Source organism: Acinetobacter sp. Brlt_5 (genome assembly GCF_051949055.1).
Lineage (GTDB): Bacteria > Pseudomonadota > Gammaproteobacteria > Pseudomonadales > Moraxellaceae > Acinetobacter > Acinetobacter indicus.
The window spans coordinates 36,528-57,117 of sequence record NZ_JAYJLP010000014.1 but is presented as its reverse complement, the minus strand read 5'-3'; the positions used below and the strand labels follow the sequence as shown (position 1 = coordinate 57,117).

General features: G+C 47.4%; 19 protein-coding genes. 9 read left to right on the top strand and 10 right to left on the bottom strand.

What is annotated here, in order from left to right; translation table 11 throughout:
- Positions 1–107 precede the first annotated feature (107 nt).
- Entirely contained in the window at positions 108–1,286 is a 1,179-nt protein-coding gene (locus VF685_RS10415; protein ID WP_286385171.1) for a YbfB/YjiJ family MFS transporter, read from the top strand.
- 6 nt (positions 1,287–1,292) lie between these two features.
- Here VF685_RS10415 and VF685_RS10410 read toward each other — a convergent pair whose 3' ends face one another.
- Positions 1,293–1,862, bottom strand: coding sequence for a M23 family metallopeptidase (locus VF685_RS10410; protein WP_286385170.1), 570 nt, complete (start codon positions 1,860–1,862; stop codon positions 1,293–1,295).
- Positions 1,863–2,079: 217 nt separating this feature from the next.
- On the opposite strand from VF685_RS10410, the gene VF685_RS10405 reads away from it, so the two are divergent.
- Positions 2,080–2,250 (top strand): hypothetical protein, encoded by a 171-nt coding sequence (locus VF685_RS10405; protein ID WP_168379929.1) that lies wholly within the window; start codon positions 2,080–2,082, stop codon positions 2,248–2,250.
- A 288-nt stretch (positions 2,251–2,538) separates the two neighbouring features.
- Here the strand turns inward: VF685_RS10405 and icd are convergent, their stop codons facing one another.
- The gene (gene icd / locus VF685_RS10400) at positions 2,539–3,795 is read right to left on the bottom strand and encodes an NADP-dependent isocitrate dehydrogenase (RefSeq protein WP_440203628.1); all 1,257 of its coding nucleotides are present in this window, start codon (positions 3,793–3,795) and stop codon (positions 2,539–2,541) included.
- Between the two features lie 406 nt (positions 3,796–4,201).
- Between icd and VF685_RS10395 the strand changes: the two genes are divergently transcribed.
- Together VF685_RS10395 and paaI are read left to right on the top strand one after the other, a co-directional pair.
- On the top strand, positions 4,202–4,987 hold the full coding sequence (locus VF685_RS10395) for an rRNA large subunit pseudouridine synthase E (RefSeq protein WP_045794865.1): 786 nt from the start codon (positions 4,202–4,204) through the stop codon (positions 4,985–4,987).
- Between the two features lie 177 nt (positions 4,988–5,164).
- Positions 5,165–5,557 (top strand): hydroxyphenylacetyl-CoA thioesterase PaaI, encoded by a 393-nt coding sequence (paaI, locus tag VF685_RS10390; protein ID WP_005178971.1) that lies wholly within the window; start codon positions 5,165–5,167, stop codon positions 5,555–5,557.
- Between the two features lie 95 nt (positions 5,558–5,652).
- On the opposite strand, the gene VF685_RS10385 is transcribed toward paaI, so the two are convergent.
- Positions 5,653–7,356, bottom strand: a complete 1,704-nt coding sequence (locus tag VF685_RS10385) for a M61 family metallopeptidase (protein ID WP_163170254.1) — start codon at positions 7,354–7,356, stop codon at positions 5,653–5,655.
- A 179-nt stretch (positions 7,357–7,535) separates the two neighbouring features.
- Between VF685_RS10385 and VF685_RS10380 the strand changes: the two genes are divergently transcribed.
- The 3 genes from VF685_RS10380 to slyD all read left to right on the top strand — a co-directional run bounded on the left by VF685_RS10380 (position 7,536) and on the right by slyD (position 10,878).
- Entirely contained in the window at positions 7,536–8,846 is a 1,311-nt protein-coding gene (locus tag VF685_RS10380; RefSeq protein WP_286385167.1) for a D-alanyl-D-alanine carboxypeptidase family protein, read from the top strand.
- A gap of 128 nt (positions 8,847–8,974) precedes the next feature.
- Positions 8,975–10,261: an NAD(P)/FAD-dependent oxidoreductase gene (locus VF685_RS10375; protein ID WP_163141670.1), complete on the top strand. Its 1,287-nt coding sequence runs from the start codon at positions 8,975–8,977 to the stop codon at positions 10,259–10,261.
- A 134-nt stretch (positions 10,262–10,395) separates the two neighbouring features.
- A complete protein-coding gene (gene slyD, locus VF685_RS10370) occupies positions 10,396–10,878 on the top strand; it encodes a peptidylprolyl isomerase (RefSeq protein ID WP_005178991.1) in 483 nt (160 codons plus the stop codon).
- Positions 10,879–10,954: 76 nt separating this feature from the next.
- Here the strand turns inward: slyD and VF685_RS10365 are convergent, their stop codons facing one another.
- Complete coding sequence (locus VF685_RS10365; RefSeq protein ID WP_242911817.1) at positions 10,955–11,599, bottom strand: HD domain-containing protein; 645 nt, start codon at positions 11,597–11,599, stop codon at positions 10,955–10,957.
- Between the two features lie 17 nt (positions 11,600–11,616).
- The gene (yaaA, locus tag VF685_RS10360) at positions 11,617–12,396 is read right to left on the bottom strand and encodes a peroxide stress protein YaaA (RefSeq protein ID WP_005178997.1); all 780 of its coding nucleotides are present in this window, start codon (positions 12,394–12,396) and stop codon (positions 11,617–11,619) included.
- Positions 12,397–12,531: 135 nt separating this feature from the next.
- On the opposite strand from yaaA, the gene VF685_RS10355 reads away from it, so the two are divergent.
- Positions 12,532–13,164 carry an alpha/beta hydrolase gene (locus tag VF685_RS10355; protein WP_005178998.1) on the top strand — a complete coding sequence of 211 codons (633 nt, stop codon included), beginning with the start codon at positions 12,532–12,534 and terminating at the stop codon, positions 13,162–13,164.
- 114 nt (positions 13,165–13,278) lie between these two features.
- Here VF685_RS10355 and VF685_RS10350 read toward each other — a convergent pair whose 3' ends face one another.
- The 4 genes from VF685_RS10350 to pheA all read right to left on the bottom strand — a co-directional run bounded on the left by VF685_RS10350 (position 13,279) and on the right by pheA (position 18,256).
- Positions 13,279–13,644, bottom strand: a complete 366-nt coding sequence (locus VF685_RS10350; RefSeq protein ID WP_016659168.1) for a hypothetical protein — start codon at positions 13,642–13,644, stop codon at positions 13,279–13,281.
- A gap of 96 nt (positions 13,645–13,740) precedes the next feature.
- Entirely contained in the window at positions 13,741–15,987 is a 2,247-nt protein-coding gene (locus tag VF685_RS10345) for a bifunctional prephenate dehydrogenase/3-phosphoshikimate 1-carboxyvinyltransferase (protein WP_163141664.1), read from the bottom strand.
- A gap of 3 nt (positions 15,988–15,990) precedes the next feature.
- Complete coding sequence (hisC, locus tag VF685_RS10340) at positions 15,991–17,082, bottom strand: histidinol-phosphate transaminase (RefSeq protein ID WP_075166937.1); 1,092 nt, start codon at positions 17,080–17,082, stop codon at positions 15,991–15,993.
- A gap of 64 nt (positions 17,083–17,146) precedes the next feature.
- The gene (gene pheA, locus VF685_RS10335) at positions 17,147–18,256 is read right to left on the bottom strand and encodes a prephenate dehydratase (RefSeq protein ID WP_005179005.1); all 1,110 of its coding nucleotides are present in this window, start codon (positions 18,254–18,256) and stop codon (positions 17,147–17,149) included.
- Positions 18,257–18,742: 486 nt separating this feature from the next.
- Here pheA and VF685_RS10330 point away from each other — a divergent pair, with 486 nt between their 5' ends.
- Positions 18,743–19,264, top strand: coding sequence for a type 1 glutamine amidotransferase domain-containing protein (locus tag VF685_RS10330; protein WP_163141659.1), 522 nt, complete (start codon positions 18,743–18,745; stop codon positions 19,262–19,264).
- Positions 19,265–19,345: 81 nt separating this feature from the next.
- Here VF685_RS10330 and VF685_RS10325 read toward each other — a convergent pair whose 3' ends face one another.
- Positions 19,346–20,488 carry an acyl-CoA dehydrogenase family protein gene (locus tag VF685_RS10325; protein WP_104495098.1) on the bottom strand — a complete coding sequence of 381 codons (1,143 nt, stop codon included), beginning with the start codon at positions 20,486–20,488 and terminating at the stop codon, positions 19,346–19,348.
- Positions 20,489–20,590: the final 102 nt, after the last annotated feature.

Here is a 20,590-nt window from a genome sequence, read left to right as displayed (position 1 = left end):
ACAGTTGTTAGATTAGCAAACAAATTGGCCAGATCAGCGCGCAACTGTAATAGCCCGCGCGCCATACAACAATATTTTACGCATAATAAAAAGCGCAAGGAATCTGCATGGATGCACAGCAACGCCGCCTCAGCCTGTTTTTACTGCTGGCCACCTGTTTAGGTATCGGTATTTTTCGTTTTTCTTATACCGCCTTATTACCCAGTACCCGTCTGGCTTTTGAATGGAGTAGCGAGTTTGCCAGCCTGTTAGGCAGCGCCAATTTACTCGGTTATTTAATTGGTGCGGTCTGGGCCATGCGCTTAAACCGGCAGCTATTAAGCTGGATTCAGGCCGCGGCCTTTCTCGGCAGTTTAAGTTTATTCTGCTGTGCGTTCGCCGGTTTTGAGGGCAGCTGGTATCTGTTCTGGCGAATATTGTCCGGCATCTGCGGTGGCTGGCTGATGATTCTGGCGCCGAGCGTGGTTGCGCAGCACTGTGAATTGCAGCATCGGTTTAAAATTAATGTGATTGGTTTTAGTGGCATCGGACTTGGTGTGCTGCTCGCCACATTATTTTTGCCCTATTTAGATCATATCTCCACCTCAAGCGCCTGGCTGATTTTATGTGCCTTTGCCGTGCTGTGCAGTCTGGGTTTAATCCTGCTCAAACCCAAAGCCCTACCGGTTAACATCCAAAGCCAGCCTCAAAGCGCTGCTGCTGTGCCCATCAATAAAAAGGTCTTTGCCAGCCTGCTCTTGGTGTATAGCTGTAGCGCGTTTTCCTATGTACCACACTCACTCTTCTGGATTGACTATTTAAGTCAGGTGCAACAACTCAGCCTGTTCAGGATCAATAGCCACTGGATTTTATATGGTCTGGGCAGTGCCTGCGGAGCGGCCTGTGCCTATTTTCTGGCAAAACAGCTCGGCAATTTCAAAGCCTTGAAAATCCTGTATTGCCTGTATGTGGCGGCCATTTTAGCGGCAATCGCGCCTTGGTCAGTGATGACTTTTCTGTCTTCCTTTTTTACCGGCCTGCTGAATCCGGCGGTGGTGTTTCTGACCTCTTATACCCTGCTCCAGCTCTATGGCCTAGCCTATAAAAAGTTATGGGGCATGGCCACTTTATGCTTTGCCAGCGCGCAGCTGATAGGAGGCTTAAGCTTTAGCGGCTTACAAGTCGCCGGCTGGTCTTATCCGCAGCAGTTTTTACTGGCCGGTGCGGTTCTGGCACTGGGAAATCTATATTTTATTTGCAGCCTGCCGGCCACCAAAACACCGGTTTCCACAGCCGAGGTAAACTGATTTAGCTTATTCATCGGTCAGCTCTTGTACCAAATAGGGATAAGGATTCACGGCGCCTTGACCACTGAGATAAATCCCATAATGCAAATGTGGCGGTGTATTTTGAGCATTGCCGCTATTACCGACATAACCAATGATTTCACCGGCTTCAATCCAGTCGCCTTCCTGAATCTCCGCTGCATAATCCTCTAAATGCGCATAATAATGATGGCTTAAGCCCGGACCAATCACCCAGACCACTTTACCCCCAAGGTTGTTGGTGCCCACCCGCGATACAATTCCAGCCGTGGTCGAGCGTACCGGCGTGCCGCGTTTGGCAAAAATATCAGTGCCTTCATGCCGACGCCCTTCACTGCGCGCCGCACCCCAGGTATCACTGATCTGCCTGGCCTGCACACCTTCTACCGGGACCGGTAAAGGCGCCATGAATTCCTGCTGTTGCAATTTCAGATACAGCATCGGATAGCGCATACCGGCGGCATCACCCGAAGGCGGTGGCTGACAGCCGACCAGCAGCACACTCAAACTCATGCCAAGTGTTAGACCGGCGAGCCGTTTAGAAATCAAGATATTCATGGCACCTGCATCATCAAGGGATGACTTGATCTTAAGGTCTGCTCAGGGGTAGATAAAACACGGTTTTTGTACAGGTTTTGCTGATCTGGGTTTGGAGATGATTCCTCTGCTGCTTTCCGATCTAGATCGTCATGGGCTATATAGATATGACAAAGGCTCTCATCATGAGAGCCTTTGTCAGTAAATCAATTTAAAAACCTATATGCGCCTTTAGGCGATGAAAAAGTTTTTAAATTGGGGGTGCGACATCATTGCTGACGTTGGTTTTTCTGTTTTTGATTTTGTTGCTGAGGCTGTTGCTGCTGTTGACGTTGATTGTCATTCTGCTGCTGATTTTGTTGACGTTGGTTTTGCTGATTCTGTTGATTCTGCTGGTTTTGTTGATTAGCCATTTCATATCACTCCTGTATCAGTTCGATATGTCGCACAATATGTACAGGTATTACTCTACCGGGTTTTGTTTTTTGCCCAAGTCATAAGCTGTATCAAATTGCCTCAATGTAATTGGGCACAGGATTATCCATTACAAATTAAGTGAAAATAGTTTTACTATTTTACCTTAGTCACCCAAAGCATCACTGTGGTTACTTGTCATTACATTGACACAAATGGATGAGAAGATAAGGCATAAAAAACCCGCGTTAAACGCGGGCGGTTGCATCAAATAGATAGCGTTTTATTGGTCCATCTTGTCAATAATCGCCTGACCAAACTCAGAGCAGCGCAGCAAGGTGGCATCTGGCATCAGGCGTTCAAAATCATATGTCACCGTTTTGGCTGCAATCGCACCGGATACACCCCGAATAATCAGATCGGCCGCTTCAGTCCAGCCCATATCGCGCAGCATCATTTCCGCAGACAGAATAATCGACCCCGGATTGACCTTGTCCTGCCCAGCATACTTTGGCGCAGTGCCATGGGTGGCTTCATACATATGAATTGCCCCGCCAATATTGGCTCCCGGTGCAATGCCAATCCCGCCGACTTCTGCCGCCAGTGCATCGGAAATATAATCCCCGTTCAGGTTTAAGGTGGCAATGACCGAATAATCTGCCGGGCGCATTAAAATCTGCTGTAAAAAGGCATCGGCAATTACATCTTTAATCATAATCTCTTTGCCGGTTTTCGGATTTTTCAGCTTCACCCACGGCCCGCCATCGATCAATTCGCCGCCAAAACGCTCCAGCGCCACTTCATACCCCCATTCCTTAAAGGCGCCTTCGGTATATTTCATGATGTTGCCTTTATGTACCAAGGTCACACTCGGCTTGTCATTATCAATCGCGAACTGGATGGCTTTACGCACCAGACGCTGAGTGCCTTCTTTGGAGACCGGTTTAATCCCAATACCACAGTTTTCTTCAAAGCGGATTTTGGTGACACCCATTTCCTCTTTCAGGAATTTAATGACTTTTTTCGCTTCCGGTGAATCGGCTTTCCATTCAATCCCGGCATAAATATCTTCCGAGTTTTCCCGGAAAATCACCATATCGGTCAGTTCCGGATGTTGCACCGGTGAAGGCACGCCTTCAAACCAGCGTACCGGACGCACACAGACATACAGGTCCAGTTCCTGACGCAAGGCCACATTCAATGAGCGGATCCCACCACCAACTGGTGTGGTTAGCGGCCCTTTAATCGACACCACAAATTCACGCAAGACCTCAAAGGTTTCTTCCGGCATATAGGTGCCATAAATCTTGTTGGCCTTTTCGCCGCAATACACTTCCATCCATTCAATCGCACGTTTGCCACCATAGGCTTTTTGTACTGCCGCATCCACCACGGCTTTCATAGTCGGGGTAATATCCACCCCAATCCCGTCACCTTCAATAAAAGGGATAATCGGATTGTTCGGCACATTCAGGGATAAATCTGCATTTACCGTAATTTTGCTGCCATCTGCAGGCACGACGATTTTCTGATAACCCATAATCCTTGCTACTCCCTGTGATTGGTGGGCGGGCAAATCCATACTATTCTTGCCCGGCACCGGTCTTTTTTGGCTGTCTGCTTAATTGTATTTTTAACTCGATGATCTTTTCAGTTTAATCAAAATTTAACCAGCCCGGGATTTATAAGGGAAATGGCCTTATTTCTGTGCTTAATAAATCGGCATATATCCTGTGCCATATCTCAGCAAGTTTTACATTTCCAATCAAAATCATCTGCTCAGCTTTGCCATAAAGTTCAGGCAGATCAGACAGAATCTGCTATAGTAGCCGGATATTGTGGACCTTCTTTTTGCTCATTGTCACCCTTTCTCTCCCATGCCGGGTTTTATTACAGGTAGCATAAGAACCACACCCAGATTTTGTTATATTTTTTAGCAGGTTACAGTGAAAATAGTTATTCTTAACAAGCCTTATGATGTGCTGTCGCAGTTTCGTCCCGATGAAAAGCACCCAACCATGGCCGACTTCATTGATGATCCGGATTTACGGATTGCCGGTCGTCTGGACATGGATTCAGAAGGTTTAATGTTCCTGACCGATCATGGCGGTTTAAACCAGTTTATTACCAACCCGGCCAATAAAAAGTTTAAAACCTATCTGGTCCAGGTCGATGGTGACATTACCGAAGAAGCGCTGGAACAGCTGCGTAAAGGTGTAGAACTGAATGATGGCATGACCTTGCCGGCCAAAGCGATTAAAGTGGCTGAACCGGAGTGGTTATGGGAACGTCATCCGCCGGTACGTTACCGTGCTTCGGTGCCGACCTCCTGGGCTGAAATTTCAATTTGTGAAGGCCGTAACCGCCAGGTGCGCCGCATGACCGCTGCGGTCGGCTTCCCAACTTTGCGTTTAATTCGCACCAAAATCGGTTCGATTGATCTGGTTCAGCTGGGCCTGCAACCGGGTGAAACCCGTGAAATTGAACCACTGCTCTATAGCGACTTTAAAGATGTACCAGCCGAACAGCCGTATCGCTCACGTTCTTATGTGAAGAAACCGGGCGGCACTGGTGGCAAACCGATGCAGAAAAAAGTCAACAAAGATGGTACCGCCAAGAAAAAATCCGGCACACCACGCATCTGGCAAATGGAAGAAGGTGAAAAGCCACGTCGCAAGACCAATGGCACCACCCGTCCCAACACCAAATCACGTGGTCGTCGTGCCCGTTAATGGGGCTGGCATCTGCTCAGCTAAAAAAGCTGTTGCAAAGATGCGTTGAATAGACGATGAAAATAAGGCTCCAACGGGGCCTTATTTTTTTGCTTGTATTTTCAGCATCACAATGCTATTTATGATTCACATAATTTTAAATTTAAAATAAAACGTATCTTAAAAAAGGAGTCTGCTATGGATCAGCAAGTTAATCCCATGTTTCATCAGGACCGATTAATGCAGCATCTGGGCGCCCATCTGGTGTCGTTTGGTGAACACAGCGCACAGATTGAATTAAAAATTACCGAGCAGCATTTACAAGGCCATCAAACCTGTAACGGTGCGGTGATTTTTGCGCTGGCGGATGCGGCTTTTGCCATTGCCTGCAACACCGGCGAACATCCGGCGGTGGGTCAGCACTGCGGTATTCATTATTTAAAACCGGGCCTGCTCGGCGATACCCTGACTGCGGTGGCAGAACATAAAGCCAGCAGTGGCCGCAGCGGCATTTATGATATTCGGGTCACGAACCAGAAGCAGCAGATTGTGGCGGAGTTTCGCGGTACTTCCCGCCTGATCATCAAATAAGGTGTGATTACGATAGGGTTTATGACGATAGATCTGCATAAAAAAACCGATGCCTGAGCATCGGTTTTTTATAGTATAGATTTCAGACTGTGATTTTACACTTTTAACCAGCGATCCAGTTTGGCCTGATCTTCAACTTTTAATTCAACTTCAGTCAGTTCAGAACCTGCTGCATTCACTTCAAACTGCATCAGTTCATCACGGCGGAAAGCATGTACTGTAAAGCTGCCGCTCTGTTTGGCATACTGTTCGATCAGTTTGCTGCTGGCTTTGAGGCCATCAATGGCAATGATTACATCATGCGCCGACAGACCGGCTTGCGCTGCCTGACCATCACGGCGTGCGACCTGTACCAGTACGCCTTCCGGTTTATCGGCCAGTTTTAGCCCCAATGGCAAACGCTTGTCATTTTTTAAGCTGTAGCTCAGACCAAATTCCGGGAACAGCTGATCCAGCGGTAATTCTTCGGTGGTGTTAATCAGATGGTTAATCTGTTCAGCCCAGCTATCACCGGTTAATTCCTGACACAATTCATAAATCGTGCGCTCATGCACCTGAATCCCCTGCTGCGCATTGTCATACAGCTTGCGCATTAACGCATCCAGACTGGAGCCACGCAGACGTAAACCAAGGTCCAGACATAAGGCCACCAGACAGCCCTTGTTGTAATAGCTGGTGCCGGCATGGTTGGAGTTTTCATCCTGACGGTAGAATTTCACCCAAGCATCAAAGCTTGATTCAGCCACGGTTTGGATTGCCCGACCCGGATTTTGCAAATAACGGTCAATCTGCGCTTTTAATAAAGCAATATAAGACTCCTGATTAACCACACCGCTGCGTAATAAAATCAGGTCATCATAATATGAGGTGAAACCTTCAAAAATCCACAACAAAGAGGTGTAACCTTCCCGGTTCAGGTCATAATTGACAAAGCTGTCCGGACGGATAAATTTCACCAGCCAGGAGTGGAAATATTCATGGCTGCACAGCCCCAGAAAACGCTGATATTCTTTCGACGGCTCTTCCGGCTCATTGGCTTTTGGCAAGTCATCGCGCGGGGTAATCAGGCTGGTACTGTTTGGATGCTCCAGACCACCATAACTGTTCCCGGTCGCCATGGTCATAAAGGTATAATCCTGAAACGGTGCAGAACCGAACATGGCAATTTCAGTGGCGCAGATTTTTTCCAGGTCCTGCTGCATTCTCGCAGCATTCATGGCATGTTTGCCCGACACCACAAATTCATGTGGAATGCCTGCTGCATCAAAACTAAAACGGGTCTGCTCGGCCAGCTCAAACGGCGCATCAATCAGTTCGGCATAGTTTTTGGCTTTTAAGGTATAACGCCCTTTCACCAGACTTTTGGCCACCAGTCCGGTCGCCAGCTGGAAATGTTTCAGTTCGTTTGGCAGGAACACTTCGACTTCAATCGCTTTATCTTCCTGACCTTCCAGTCCTAAACAGGCACAGGCCGGATTGACATATAACCGGGTCTGATCAACATAGGCACCACGCACCGACAGGTCGTAGGCATAAACATCATATTCCACCGTAATCAGTTCATGATCGGTATTAAACAAACGCCATTTGTTCTTTTCAAATTTCTGGATTTTTAAAATACGCCCGGCTTCATCATAAGCCTTGACCGCTTCAATATGTTTGGAAAATTCACGAATCAGATAGCTGCCCGGAATCCAGGTCGGTAAAGCTAGAACCTGTGTCGGATTGGCCAAAAAGCGCAAAGTGACATGAATAAGATGCTGACGATAATCGTCAAATTCGATTTGATAATGCAACATAATGGGCGATATAAAAGATCAAAGAGATAACTTATCAATTAGCTTAACATTTTTTTGTCATGCAATGCGCAGTCGTCTTCATTGTCGAAAATTATCGCTAGTCAGGCGGCAAAAAAAAGCATAGCATGCCTAAAATTTTTATGTTTATGACCAACGGACTGGTTAAAAAAGGAATCCCCTTGAAACGTGTCATCTACCTGATTGCGCTGCTGTGCTGGCTATGCAGCTCGCTTGCGCATGCCACCTTATTATCTTTTAATCCTGAAACGGTTGAAGCAGAAGCCTGGACCGTGCTTGATCCACAATCGGGTCAGGTCATTGCAGAACACAATAGCCAGATTCAGCGCGCCCCGGCCTCGCTGACCAAGATGATGGTGGCCTATATTGTGCTCAAGGACATTCAGGCCGGCAAGCTGAACGTGGCAGATGTGCTGACCGCAACGTCGGTGGTGAAACAGGTGATGTGGGATGAATCCCAGATGTACCTGAAAGAAGGTGAGCAGATTTCTGTTGATCAGCTACTAGCCGGTTTAATTGTGATGTCTGCCAATGATGCCGCCTTAACCCTGGCCGAACGGATTTCTGGCAGCGTACCGCAGTTCGTGGCACGTATGAATCAGGAAGCACAGGCCTTGGGAATGCAAAATACCCATTTCCAGAATCCGGCCGGGATTACCATGCCGGAACATTATTCTACCGCGGCCGATCTGGCCCGTTTGGCACAGGCGGTCGTCAATGACACTCCGGATTATCTCGCTTATTCCAAACAGACCAGTTTTACCTATAACCAGCGTTATCACCGCGCCACTAACATTCTGCTCAAACAGGACCCAACGGTGGATGGCTTGAAAACCGGTTATACCCGTGCCGCCGGTTATAACCTGGCACTGACGGCCAACCGTCTCACCCAGAATTTTGATGATCCGAACCGGCGTTTAATTGTGGTGGTTTTGGGTGCCAAAAGTGCATTTAAACGCGCTGAAATTGCCCAGCAACTGATGAACATCAGTTATGCCTACACCCGCAACGAAGTGGCTTTAAAAAACAAGCAGCTGATTGCTGAGTTGCCAGTGGTAAAGTCGACCCTGAAAATGTTCAAGGTTGAAGTGCAGCAACCGAAAATTGTCACCACGTCTTTATATGGCGAAAATAGCGCGATTGATTTAAAACAGTTTGATGTGACCCAGCAGCGCCTGTTTGTTAACGATGCCTTCGGTCAAACCCGGCTGATTGAACCTTTAACCCAGACCGAAACCCATTTGAATGTCGAGCTAAAAGAAAAATTACTGACGGCCCCGCTGGCACAGGTGATGCAGCTGGCCACTGTGCATGTTTATCAGAATAACCGCCTGATCAATACCATTCATCTGGAAGAAGAAGTACATATTGCCGAAGCCAGCCTGTTTGAAAAATTGCTGATCTGGCTAAAAAGCCTGTTTAGCTTTTCCTCCAAGGATGAAACCGCAGCCAAAACTTATCCGCTGGTTTAATCATGTGAACAAGCACAGTGGAAATGCTACATGATGTAAGTTGTCGAACAATCTGAGCCATTTTCCTGACCGGGAGATGGCATAAATTGAGCCTGTTCTTGCATTAAAAATAACAATATAGGTTCATCATGTCAGCCTTACATCATATTGTGATTGTCGGTGGCGGCGCCGGCGGTCTGGAGCTTGCTACCCAACTCGGTCATCGTCTGGGTAAATCGGGCAAAGCACAGATTACTCTGGTCGATCAGAAACTGACCCATATCTGGAAACCGCTGCTACATGAAATTGCAGCCGGCACGCTCAATCCGCATCAGGAAGAAACCAACTATTTTGTCCATGCTGCCCAGCATCATTATCAGTTTACATTAGGCACACTGGTTGGCCTTGACCGGACCCAGAAAAAGATTCAGTTGCAGGCACCGCAATTTTCCAAAAAAGAACAGCCACCGAAGCAGATCGACGTGGATTATGACACACTGGTGCTGGCGCTGGGTTCCACTTCCAATGACTTTCATACCGAAGGGGTGAAACAGCACTGTCATTTTCTGGACAGTCTGCCCCAAGCCACGGTGTTTCATCAGGACTTGCTGCACCTGTATTTAGAAGCCCAAAATCAGCCGCAAAGCCGTGCCCTGAATATTGCCATTATCGGCGCCGGTGCCACCGGTGTTGAACTGGCGGCAGAGCTGTATCAGGCCAAACAGACCTTTGCCCAATATGGTTTAAACCGGATTGACCCGCAGCAGGTTCGGATTACGCTCATTGAAGCTGCCGACCGGATTTTACCAGCGCTGTCGCAGCAAATTTCCCGGCATACCCAAGTCCAGCTGGAGCGCTTTGGTATTGAAGTGCTGACCCAGCATCGGGTGGCCAAGGTCGATGAAGAACAGGTTTATTTTGCTGCAGGCAATCCACTGGAAGCAGAAATTAAAGTCTGGGCTGCCGGAATTCAGGCCCCGGAAATTTTTAAACAGTGGGATGATTTTGAAAAAGATCATCTGCACCGTTTAAAAGTCTATGCCACCTTACAGACTTATACCGACCCCAACATTTTTGCCTTTGGCGATTGTGCCCATTGTCAACCCAAAGCCGATGAACCGGTGCTGGGTCCGCGTGCGCAGGTGGCCAGTCAGCAGGCCAGCTTTCTGGTTCGTGCCCTGAGCCAGCACGTGAATGGGAAACCACTGCCGATGTTTAAATTCTCCGACAAAGGCTCGCTGATTTCTTTAAGCCAGCATACGGCCGTGGGTGAATTACTCGGTCGGGTCAATGTACAGGGCATAGTCGCCAAGTCGATGTATGTGTCTTTATACCGGCTGCATCAGGCCACCATTCATGGCTATACCCATGCCGGGGTGCTGACCGCCAAAGACATGCTCGGCAGAAAAATTGGCCCTAAAATAAAATTGCATTGAAATTTTATCGACTGCCCCAATATCTGGGAAAATGTCATAAAAAAGCCAAATGTGAGTTTTTTGAGTAAAAGTATTCAACAAATTTGCCTTTTCACTTTATGATGTACCCTTAGAAAACTAAATGGATCTATAACATGACTGCTATTGCAAATGACCTCGTGGTTTCTTTCCACTACACATTGACTAACGCAGAGGGTGAAACTCTCGACCAATCTCAAGGTGAACCACTTGCCTATTTGCATGGTGCGGGTAACATCATCCCTGGTCTTGAAAAAGCCTTAGAAGGTAAAACTGTGGGTGAAAAATTCACTGTAAACGTACCTGCTGCTGAAGGTTATGGCGAATACAACCCTGACCTGGTTCAAGAAGTTCCAGCGCAAATGTTCCAAGGCGTAGACAGCATTCAGCCTGGCATGCAGTTCCAAGCACAAACTGATGATGGCGTACAGATCGTAACGGTTAAAGCAGTTGAAGGCGAAAACGTAATCGTTGATGCCAACTTCCCGCTTGCTGGTCAAGACCTGACTTTTGAAGTTGAAATCGTAGAAATCCGTGAAGCGACTCAAGAAGAGTTAGACCACGGTCACGTACACGGTGTTGGCGGTCATCACCACTAATCTTGTGACAAGATGGAAAAGGCAAAGTCTGACTTTGCCTTTTTTTATGCCTGAATTTTAGTGGGTGAATAAACCATCACGATGCTAATTCGCCCGCTGCAGACAAGGCTTGGGCCAGATTGTGTTTGGCCTGTGCTTCATAATGCTGCTGGAAATACCGGGTCTGATATAGCGGTTGCATCTGATAAAACTGCATCAATACCGCACGGCGCTTGGGCTGATAAAGATTCTGCTCGACCCAGGCATATTCCTGATGAATCTGTTGCTGATATTCAGCAAAACGTGCTGGCGGCGCAGCCAGAATCGCCAGATCAATATCCAGCAAGGCATTTAAGTCAGGCTCATCACTGGGCTGATGCTGCCGGGTCGCGAGAATCCAGCGGCTCACGGTTTCGAGTTGTGCTGCTGTTAAAAAATCTGCGCATAACTGCTGGCACAGCACTATACTTTGCGCTTCATTGTCCTGCTCTTTAGGGTCATAAACGGCATCATGAAACCAGAGCGCCAGCTCGACCAGCGATAGCTGCTGTAATTGCGCCCGAATCTGGTCGAAATGCTGCAGACATTCCAGAATATGCTGCACGCCATGATAGTGCCGCTGTGGCTCACTATAGGCCGCCAGCAGCCGCGCATACAGCTGCTGCGTCTGGCAGCGATTCAGAGAAAACTGCTGAGCGCAGCGTTGCCAATACAACTGAAAATCAGCAAGTTCTGGTTGCATGGCACGCACTCCCCTGTTTATGCGGCTTGCTCATCTCGCTTAAACACCAGCTCACCTTTTAGGGAGCTGTCAGCATCGAAATAATAGCCATCGCTATTAAAGCCTTTTAAATCTTCAGCGCGTTCAATTTTATTTTCGATGATATAGCGTGCCATCAGGCCACGGGCTTTTTTGGCATAGAAGCTGATGACTTTATATTTGCCATTTTTCTGGTCTAAAAATACCGGCTTGATGATTTCTGCCTGAATCTTGCTTTCTTTCACCGATTTATAATATTCATCCGAAGCGATATTCACCAGCAATTCAGACTTGGCCGCAGCCAGATCTTCATTGATCAGATCAGTAATGATGGTGCCCCAGAATTCATACAAATTGCTGCCACGCGGATTTTTCAGCTTGGTGCCCATTTCCAGACGATACGGCATCATTAAATCCAGCGGGCGCAATAAGCCATACAGACCTGATAACATGCGCAAATGCTGCTGTGCATAATCAATGTCCTGATCCTTCAGGCTATAGGCATCCAGACCGGTATAGACATCACCTTTAAAGGCAAACAGCGCCTGACGCGCATTGGAAAAATCAAAATCGGCCTGCCAGTCGCGGAAGCGTTCTACGTTTAAATTGGCGATTTTTTCGCTCACACTCATTAAATTGGCGATTTCTGAAGCAGATAGCGTACGACTAACGTCGATAAGTTCTTGTGAATGCGCTAATAGTCTTGGTAAGGTGTGGCTGTCGGTGGGTAATGCAGATTCATAATCTAAAGTCTTAGCAGGAGAAATTAAGGCGAGCATACACATCCTGATCAAAAAGTGGTTAAAAAATAATTAATCAAACTATAACAGTCAGCTTATTTTAATGCCAATCTGTGTTTTTCCTAAACATAATCGGTAAAATAATCGATTCTCCTGCCATTATTCGATTATCTTATGTCCGAGCAAATTTTCATTCCAGGTCCTGTGGGTCGAATTGAAGTTTTCGTAGATTATCCACAGGGTGAAGTGAAAGGATTCGCGGTTGTCAGCCACCCCCATCCATTGCAAGGCGGCACCCCGCAACACAAAGTTCCTGCATTATTAGCACAAATGTACCTTGAGCGCGGCTGCGTGGTATATCGCCCAAGCTTCCGCGGTTCAGGCCAGAGTGAAGGTGTGCATGATGAAGGCTTTGGCGAAACGGACGATATTCTAGAAGTCATCAAATATGCGCGCAGCCAGCACATTGGCCTGCCGTTCTATGCCGGCGGTTTCAGCTTTGGTGCGCATGTGATGGCAAAGAGTTATGCAGCGCTACCGGTTGAATTACAGCCAAAACAGACCATTTTATGCGGCTTGCCGACTGCGACAGTAGCTGGTGTACGTCACTATGTAACTCCTGAAATTAAAGGTGACATCCTGTTTATTCATGGCGAAGCTGATGATGTGACCCTGCTCTCGGACATGATTACTTGGGCCAAACCACAGCGTCATCTGGTTACCATTTTACCGGGTGCCAACCATTTCTTTACCGGCTATTTAAAACAGCTGCGGATTGCAATTACCCGCTTCCTGGCCTTAGGCTAAAGACAAAAACCCATCTGCTGATGGGTTTTTTTATGGGAGGAGATCAGTGACGGTACTGTTAATTTTAAAATGGATACAGACGAAATGGCTTCGCAATTCCAATCTGGGATTGTTTTAATTTTTCCATTCAAAGGCCGTAAAGTTTTCATCCTGTTTTAAGGTCTGCTCGACCGCCTGGGCCAGCTGATTTAGCAAGCTTTGCGATTCAATCCGGTCAAACCAGTCCTGCTCTTCTTCCGGATAAGACAGGATTTCACACACCAGTCGTCCTTCGGCATCGCGGCTTTCACAGCTCACGCTTAAGGGCAAAGGATGATCTTCCACACTAACCGCAATTTGTGCGCCACTTTGCGGCAGGGTTTCAAAGCCGTGCTGGTTTAACTGTCGGGCCAGCAAATCTGCCACATAGTTCTGGGCAATCTTACAGTCCTGTAATTCGGCCTTGTTATCACATTGTGCGGTAAACTGGAGTGTTTTCATAAACGACCCTACTGCTGTTCTTGTTGTATTTTTAGCATAAGCAATATAAAGCAAACAGCCAAGCAAAAGCTTGGCTGTTTTGGGTTATTTTTCTCTTTATTCGGTCACTTCAATCTGCAGACCGGCCTGAGCGGTCAATTGGTTAAAGGTCGGGAAGCTGGTCGCGACCGTTTCTGTACCCACAATTTTAATTACTTCCGAGTTACGTAAACCGGCAATCGAGAAGCTCATGGCAATACGGTGGTCATGATGTGACTCAATTTCACCGCCGGTGAACACAGGCGACCAGTCACCTGCTTTGCCCTTGCCTTCAATGATGATGCCATCTTCAGTTGGGGTACAGTCAATGCCCATGGTTTTCAAGCCATCTGCCATCACCTGAATCCGGTCAGATTCTTTGACGCGAAGTTCAGCTGCACCAGTCAATACAGTCTGACCTTCCGCACAGGCTGCTGCAATAAACAGCGCCGGGAATTCATCAATCGCCAGTGGCACCTGATCTTCCGGAATATGAATGCCTTTTAAGGTACGGCTGCCCTGAATACGAATGTCGGCAATCGGTTCACCACCGGCAATACGCTCGTTGGATACAGTAATATCTGCACCCATTTGTTTGAGGATTTCAATCACGCCAGTACGGGTCGGGTTAATGCCCACAGCTTCTAAAGTGACATCGGCATTTTCAGTAATGGCCGCGCCCACCATAAAGAACGCTGCAGATGAAATATCTGAAGGCACCTGAATATTGGTTCCCACCAGTTTACCGCCGCCTTGCAGGGAAATACGGTTACCTTCGGTTTTCACTTCATAACCAAAAGCACGCAGCATACGCTCGGTATGGTCGCGGGTTGGTTCCGGTTCAGTTACTGCAGTTTCACCTTCGGCCCACAAACCGGCCAGTAAAATTCCTGATTTCACCTGTGCAGAGGCCATTGGTAAATCGTACTGAATGCCTTTTAACTGCTGGCTGCCCGTAATTGACACCGGTGGCGTACCACGCTCACCTGTGGTCTGGATTTGCGCCCCCATTTCACGTAATGGCTTGGCAATACGCTCCATTGGACGCTTGGACAAGGATGCATCACCGGTCATCACCGAATCAAAGGCCTGCGCCGATAACATGCCTGACAGCAAACGCATGGAGGTGCCAGAGTTCCCCATATACAGTGCACCGGCTGGAGCTTTGAGGCCCTGCATACCAACACCATGAATGGTCACTTCACCATTTTTCGGGCCTTCAATACTGACACCCATATCGCGAAAAGCCTGCAAGGTCGCCAGCGCATCTTCACCTTCCAAAAAGCCGGTGACATGGGTGGTGCCTTCTGCAATTGCACCAAACATGATTGAACGATGTGACACAGATTTATCACCTGGCACAGTAAATTTACCCTGGAAATTTTTAGAGCCCGGTAAAATCGTAAATTGTTGTGTCACTTTATTGTTCTCCATCAACGGTTTTTTGGCCAGCATATGATTAAAATGCTGACGCGCTGCTTGAGCATGTCCCAGCAGGCCCATTAAAGCCTGCGAGTTTTCCTGTTCGATCAGCTGGCGCAAGATTGCCAGCTGTTGTTCAAAGCCATCGACTGCATTCAAAATTGCCTTTTTATTGGCAAAGAAGATGTCGTGCCACATTTGTGGATCACTGGCTGCAATTCGCGAGAAATCACGAAAGCCGCCTGCAGCATAGCGAAAAATATCTAAATTGTCTTCCCGGTTAGCCAGTTGCTCCACTAGGTTAAATGCCATTAAATGCGGAAGATGACTGGTATGTGCCAGCACTTCATCGTGCTTGTCCACATCCATACAGATCACTTCCGCTTTGGCTGCTTCCCACAGTTGAATCAGTTTATTGACCGCCCAATCCGCACTGGTCGGTAATGGAGTCAAAATCACTTTATGATTGGCGAATAAATCAACCTTACCGGCATGGACGCCGGTATGCTCGGCTCCGGCAATCGGATGCCCCGGCACAAAACCGGCAGGCAGCTCTTCGCCAAACACCGCTTTGGCTGCATCGACCACATTGCCTTTGGTACTGCCGACATCGGTCAGGATTGCATCAGGTTTTAAATACGGTTTAATCTGCTGCAATACGTATTCGGTGGCACGTACCGGCAAGGCCAGTACCACCAGATCAGCATCTTTCACCGCTTCGACCGGATCGCTATAACCGGCAGCAATTAACCCTAAGGCTTTGGCATCTTGTAGCGTTTTTTGCGAACGGGTCGATGCCACCACCTCGTGAGCCAGCTGTTCAGCCTGAATCACACGCGCCAGACTTGAGCCAATCAGCCCAAGTCCAATAAAAGCGACTTTTTCAAACAGGGGTTGCGTCATGGCTTATGCCTTTGCGTCCAGGCCTAACACCTTCGCCAGTGCAGTCAGGAATTTGGCATTTTCTGCTTCTGTTCCAATGGATACACGAAGATGGTTTGGAATACCAACCGGACGTACAATCACACCTTCTTTAAGCAAGGCATTAAAGGTTTGTGCTGGATCAGCCTGTACATCAACCAGAATAAAGTTGGCACGTGAAGGTACATAATTCAGGCCCAGTGCTTTAAAGCCTGCTTCCAGCTGCGCCATACCAGCCTTGTTCACTTCACGTGATTTTTCGATAAAGGCTTCATCTTTCAGCGCTGCCACGGCTGCCACCATGGCTAAATGATTCACGTTAAATGGCTGACGGATACGGTTTAAATAGTCAGTCACCTGTACAGAAGCCAAGGCAAAACCAACACGCAGCGCTGCCAGACCATAGCACTTCGATAAAGTACGGCTAACAATCAGATTTGGATACTGATCCAGATACTTCAGGCTGTTGAAGTTTTCCGGGAAGTATTCCACATAGGCTTCATCCAGCACCACAATTACATTGGCCGGTACTTTCTGCATGAAGGCTTCAAATTCAGCTTCTTCAAACCAGGTGCCGGTCGGGTTATTCGGATTGGCAATGAACACCAGCTTGGTGTTGGCCTGAATAGCCGCAGCCATCGCATCTAAATCGTGTGAAAAACCTTTGGCTGGCACTTCAATGGCCTGCGCATTAATGGCCTGAGTCACCAGCGCATAAACCGCAAAGGCGTGCTGGCTATATACGATTGAATCTTGCTCGGACACAAAAGCACGCGCAAACATTTCCAGCAGGTCATTTGAACCATTACCCAAAGTAATCCGTTCATGACCAAAACCAAACTGTGCTTCAATCTGGTCTTTTAAAATAAAACCACCACCATCTGGATAACGGCCAATTTCTGCCAGCTCGGCAGCCACGGCCTCTTTGACTTTGTCTGAACAGCCCAACGGGTTTTCATTGGATGCCAATTTCACAATATCGGTAATACCCAATTCGCGCTCAAGTTCACTGATCGGCTTACCTGGTTGATATGGCTTTAACTTAGAGATGCCTTCATTGGCTGGGACAAACGACATTTTTTACTTCCAGATTTACAGGTGAAAAGCAGCTGCATGCAGCGCACACGGCCACCAGAGAATTTTATAAAACTGCCGCCGGATAAGAGCCGAGTACACGGACTTCTTTCACCAATGGACGGATTTCTTCAATCGCAGCTTTAACATTGTCTTGCTCAATATGACCTTCCAGATCAATAAAGAACACATAGGCCCATTTTTCAGGTAAAGCCGGACGGGTTTCAATACTGGTTAGACTAATGTTGTGTTTGGCAAATGGCGCCAGAATTTCCAGCAAGGCCCCGGCACGGTCATGTGCAGACACCAGCAATGAAGTTTTGTCATTGCCGCTTTGTGGCACTTTCTCACGGCCAATCACCAGGAAGCGCGTGGTGTTTTCCGGGTTGTCTTCGATATTGCTGTGCATGATTTCAAGATCATAAATGGTTGCCGCAATTTCAGAAGCAATGGCCGCAGAATGCCATTCATTGCGAATACGGCGCGCCGCTTCACCATTGGAACTTAAAGCCACACGCTCCACCCCAGGATAATGTGCATCTAGCCATTTACGGCACTGTGCCAGTGTTTGCTGGTGAGCATAAATCTGTTTAATGCTATCTTTACGGGTATTTGCAGAAATCAGGAACTGATGATGAATTGGCAATTCAACTTCGCCAATCACATTCAAATTCGAAGTTTTAAAGCAGTCTAAGGTATGGTTCACCACCCCTTCAGAGGAGTTCTCTACCGGTACCAGACCATAATGCGCACTGCCCGCTTCTACTTCACGGAAGACTTCATCAATGGTTTGTAAAGGGCGCACCAGGGCATCATGACCGAAATGCTTGAGTACCGCAGAATGGGTATAAGTCCCAACAGGCCCCAGGAAGGCAATACTTTGCGGTGCTTCCAGTGCCAGACAGGCCGACATGATTTCACGGAATAAACGCGCCATGGTCTGATCCGACAATGGGCCTTCATTGCGATCCATAACATTACGTAAAACTTGTGCTTCACGTTCCGGACGGTAAAACAGCGGATTCTCTTCAGCGGCAAATTTGGCTTTGGCCACCGCTTCTGCCAATCGTGCGCGACGGTTAATCAGTTGTTGAATCTGCATATCAACAGAGTCAATTTCCTCACGAATATTGTTCAGGTCAAGAGAAGTCGTTGTATTTTGATCGTCGTTGATCATTGTTATGTCGCCCTTCATAAACGGTATGCAAACAGTATAACAATAGTTAGCTTTCAAATGTTGCGCAATACAACTTTGATTGATTCAGTCTTAAAAACAAACAGTTGGTTAAACTCTCTGCAACTTATGAGACTGTTTATCAATTGAGCAGCTATGACTCATGAATAATTCTGAACAAGTCACGACACTTTGCCTGTTTTTCCATCCAGAGTGTAGCGAATTTAAGCAGATGAAACAGGGTCTTTTTCCAATCAACCGATAGCTTTTGCATCTGAATTCGATGAATAATGATAGGATTTTACAAGTTTATTGCGTAAACTGAACAGGCGTCATAATTACTTACATAGAAAATTACGCCCATAAATATTGAATAAAATTCCAGAAATTTTAACTTGAAAAAGAAATAAGAAAACTGGTTACAAAGCAGCAATGAAATTTTGCTTTTTCCCCTTTACTCTTTTATTTAAAGCAATTCGGAGAATAATAATGTCAAAAAGAATCGCGGTGCTGATTACCCATGATTATGAAGATGCAGACTATCCAGAATTGATCCACGCCTTCCGTGCAGCGCGGCATAGCGTGGTAAATGTTGAAAACAAGGCCGGCAATATTGTCTATGGTTATCAACGGCGCAGCTCGGTGACCATCGACCAAAGTATAGATGATGTGACCATTCATGATTTTGATGCGCTGCTGATTCCCGGCGGCCAATCTCCGGCGCAACTGCGTGATGATTTGCGTTTTGTCGATTTTGTCCGAAACTTTGCCAATGCCCAGAAACCAATTATGAGCACCTGTCATGGTCCGCAACTGCTGATTCATGCCAGCGTGGTCAAAGGCCGGCGTATGACCAGCATTGCCCCGGTGATGCTGGAACTGATGGATGCCGGCGCCGTGTATTTTGATGAGGCGGTGGTAAATGACAATAACCTGTATATTTCCTCACGCTCACCAACAGACTTGCCGATTTTTATTCGGGAAAGTCTGCATGTGCTCAGCCTGCATTAAAATCAGTCTCAGAAACATACCCGCAAAAACACCCGCCCAGTCGATGCTGGGCGGGTGTTTGCATTGGTCTGATGTATAGACTTAACGGCCCAATAAACCGCGCGCCACAATCTCTTTCATAATTTCATTGGTGCCGCCATAAATTCGCTGGATACGGGCATCGACAAAGAAACGAGAAATTGGGTATTCGGTCATATAACCATAACCACCAAACAGCTGCAGCAGCTGATCGGCCACTTTCATCTGCATATCGGTCGAGAAGCTTTTCAGTGCTGCCGCGGTTTCAACATCCAATTTTCCCTGCATATACAGCTCAACATTCTGGTTGTAAAACGCAGCCGTGGCCAGCTCATCAATTTTAGCCTGTGCCAAAACAAAACGGCTGTTCTGGAACTGGCCAATTTTCTGACCAAAAGCCTGACGTTCCTGGACGTATTGCGTGGTGATGTCAATTGAACCGCGGATAGCGCCCAAGGCGGTGGCGGCAATCGCAGTTCGTTCACGTGGCAATTCCTGCATTAAATAGGCAAAGCCCTGTCCCGGCTGGCCCAGTAACTGTTCTTTGGGTACCTTTACATTATCAAAGAATAATTCCGAGGTGTCCTGAGCATGCAGGCCAATCTTATCGAGGTTGGTGCCTTTCTTAAAGCCATCCAGATGGGTATCGACCAGCAATAAAGAAACACCTTTGGCGCGTGCCTGCGGATCGGTCTTTACTGCTAGCACCACCAGATCGGCATGTTGGCCATTGGAAATAAAGGTTTTAGAACCATTCAGGACATAATGATCGCCCTGCAAAATGGCATGACTGCGCATGGCTTGCAGGTCAGAACCAGCACCCGGCTCGGTCATACCAATCGCACCGACCACTTCACCGCTAACCATTTTTGGCAGCCAGTACTGTTTCTGTTCTTCTGAACCAATATTTAAAATATACGGCGCAGCAATTTCTGAATGACAGGAAATACCGGTAGACAGTGCGCTATAACCAGCACGTGCCGATTCTTCCACCAGCATCAGCGAATAATGGGTCGGTACGCCATAGCCGCCATACTGTTCCGGTACATCTACACATAAAAAGCCGTTTTCACCCAGCTGGTTCCAGACCGAGCGCGGCATAATCCCTTCCCGTTCCCACTGTTCATAATGCGGGGCAATCTGTTCACTCATAAAGCGGCGGAAGTTGTCACGGAATAATTCTAAATCTGCATCATAAGCCAGCATAGTCGATCCTTGTAGGGTATACATTCTTGTTTTACATTCAGCCCCATGCTATGCATTTTTAAGCGTACTGTCATGGCTTTTCCCGGCTTTTTTATTGACTGC